The organism is Flavobacterium bizetiae, from assembly GCF_902804475.1.
Lineage (GTDB): Bacteria > Bacteroidota > Bacteroidia > Flavobacteriales > Flavobacteriaceae > Flavobacterium > Flavobacterium bizetiae.
On record NZ_CADCSU010000237.1, the window covers coordinates 1 to 2376 of the forward strand.

At 28.2% G+C, this 2376-nt stretch carries 3 protein-coding genes; all 3 read left to right on the forward strand.

The features are described 5' to 3' along the window. The first annotated feature begins 316 nt into the window (after window positions 1–316). Window positions 317–1192: an XAC2610-related protein gene (locus FLACOL7796_RS24460; RefSeq protein ID WP_173973375.1), complete on the forward strand. Its 876-nt coding sequence runs from the start codon at window positions 317–319 to the stop codon at window positions 1190–1192. Window positions 1193–1346: 154 nt separating this feature from the next. Further along, a complete protein-coding gene (locus FLACOL7796_RS24465) occupies window positions 1347–1805 on the forward strand; it encodes a hypothetical protein (RefSeq protein ID WP_173973376.1) in 459 nt (152 codons plus the stop codon). 323 nt (window positions 1806–2128) lie between these two features. After that, on the forward strand, window positions 2129–2376 hold a 248-nt coding region (locus tag FLACOL7796_RS24470), incomplete at its 3' end, for a hypothetical protein (RefSeq protein WP_173973377.1).

Consider the following 2376-nt stretch of genomic DNA (forward strand, 5'->3'; position numbering starts at 1 on the left):
AATTGAAAGTATTCTATTTACAAAAAATGATTTAAGATTGAAGATTAAAGATGACACCACTTATTTTTTTCAACATCTTGAATTGAACCAAACAGATATTGATGATGTAAAGATTTTTTTTCGAAAACACATTGATAAAAACATTCAATTAGGTTAAATTAAAATTTATATTGTTTTTAAATTGATAAAACTAAAAACTGTGTTAGAAGATTCTATTGATGATATTGGATCTTGAAATAACTTAGAATAGAAGGCATTAAGCTTAAAGAATACTAAAACAACAACAAACAAAATTTAAACGATCTCAAACTCTACAATGCAACAGAAAATTTTATTAGCATTACTTTTTTTAGCTTCAATTCAATTAGCGGCACAAACAACTTATACAGGATTTATAGATAAGTATCCGATAGAATTTATTATAGATCTTAATTTAGAGGGATCCGCAGATGCTATCTATGCGTATTCTAATTATGATACTCCTATCGAGATAAGCGGAACTCTAAATAATAAAGTCCTGACTTTTTATGAAAAAGATAAAACGGGCAAGAATACAGCTAAAATGACTTTTGAAAATTTTAATGCGAAAAGCAAAAAGTTAGAGGGAATATGGACAGACTTAAATACAAAGAAAGAGCTTAACATTACTTTATCGAAAACATTTGAAATTGAATGGGGAGATAATGTGGAATGGAAAAATAAAGAAATTTTACAGCGTGTTTCTTTAAAAGGTAAATACTTTAAGTTAATTGTTTCAAAACAAAAAGGTGATTTTTATGCAAAAGTAACGGGAGTTAAAATTCTGGAGAAAAAAACTGATAAGTTACTTCAGCAAATTGATTTAGAATGCCAACTTTTGGGATTGAATAATATAAGCGTTGACGATTATAATTTTGACGGAATTGATGATTTTTCTGTTTTTGAAGGGGGTACTGCGGGGCCTAATACTACAAGTTTGTATTTTTTGTATAATCCAAAGAGCGGCAAATATTTTGAAAGCGGCTTTAGTGGTACTTCATTAGAGTTTGATAGTAAAACGAAAAGAATTAGCGAACACAATCAATGTTGTGCAGGATCAAGCCAGATAAATGCAGAATATAAAGTGGTAAATAATAAGATGGTTTTAATAAAGCAAACCTGTCTTAAATTAGATATTAAAACTGGAGTTTTGAAAAAGGTAAAGTGTGATTAAGTTTTTATGACGTTGCGCTTGATTTTGGAAATGAATTTAGATGTTTGATAGCACATTTTTAAATAATCAATAAATTATGGTCAAAATCAGAAAAAGAAAACAGAAGAAGTATTTATAAAGGCATTAAAGATTATTAAACTTAAAGAATATTGCAATGAAGTGCATTGAATCAAAATTTAGAAAATTATTTTGGGTAAAAATAGCAATTGGTTTTGTTGTTTTTATTGCAGTATTGTACTACTGCTTAAATAGTATTTCGGAATATTCACAACTTAGTAAAAATCCAGTATTTATTGTGTCAGCTGTGTTTTTACTGTTATTCCTTTGTGCTGCATTAGATGATCTGTTTAAAGTTTGTAAATTAATAGTTACGGATAAAGGAATTGAAAAAATATTATTAATTTCTGGTCGAAAACAGTATATTCCTTTTGCCGATATAATTGATATAAAGAAGCGAAAAATTATAGCGCAAGGTAAAGCAGGGCCATTAACTGATGGATATAGTTTAAGTATTCTGCAACTCATCAATGACAAAACTTTAATAATTTCGCCTGATAATTTTGAGAATTACAATGATATCATGTTAGCTATTAAAAGTAATTTAGATGGATAAAAAAGTTCTCCAGCTGGTGCGCGCATCTTGCTCGTGAACACAATCCTATTAAGTTCTGAAAAAGCTTACATATTTACATTTAATCCTAAAATAGATTTGCATTCAGATTATTTCTAAATATAAATGTTGCAAACCTGTTGCTCTGAAAGAGCTTTAGCAATAGCATGGTGCGAAGCGCTATGAATGAAAGACAATCGTTGTTTTAGCCCTGAAAGGGCGAAAGCCTTATGACAACGAATTTATAAAGATTATATTAAAAGTTTTGGTCAATATTATATATTTATAAAAAAAAACTAAATATCTAATAACCAAAATAGCCATGAATGATTAATATAGATTTTAAGAAAGAGAAGGGTAAAATCGATGAAATTATAAATGAAGCCTTAGCCGATTATCAAAATGAAATCGATCTTATTAGTATTGATGACTGGACTTTAAAGTCTAAAGAATTATTTATAGACAGATCGTATAATGCTTATAGTTCTCAAAGTACACAATTCATTAATACTAGTTTTCCTGATATTAGTAGCCTTGTAGATAGCAATGCCAGATTAATATTATATCTGTATGC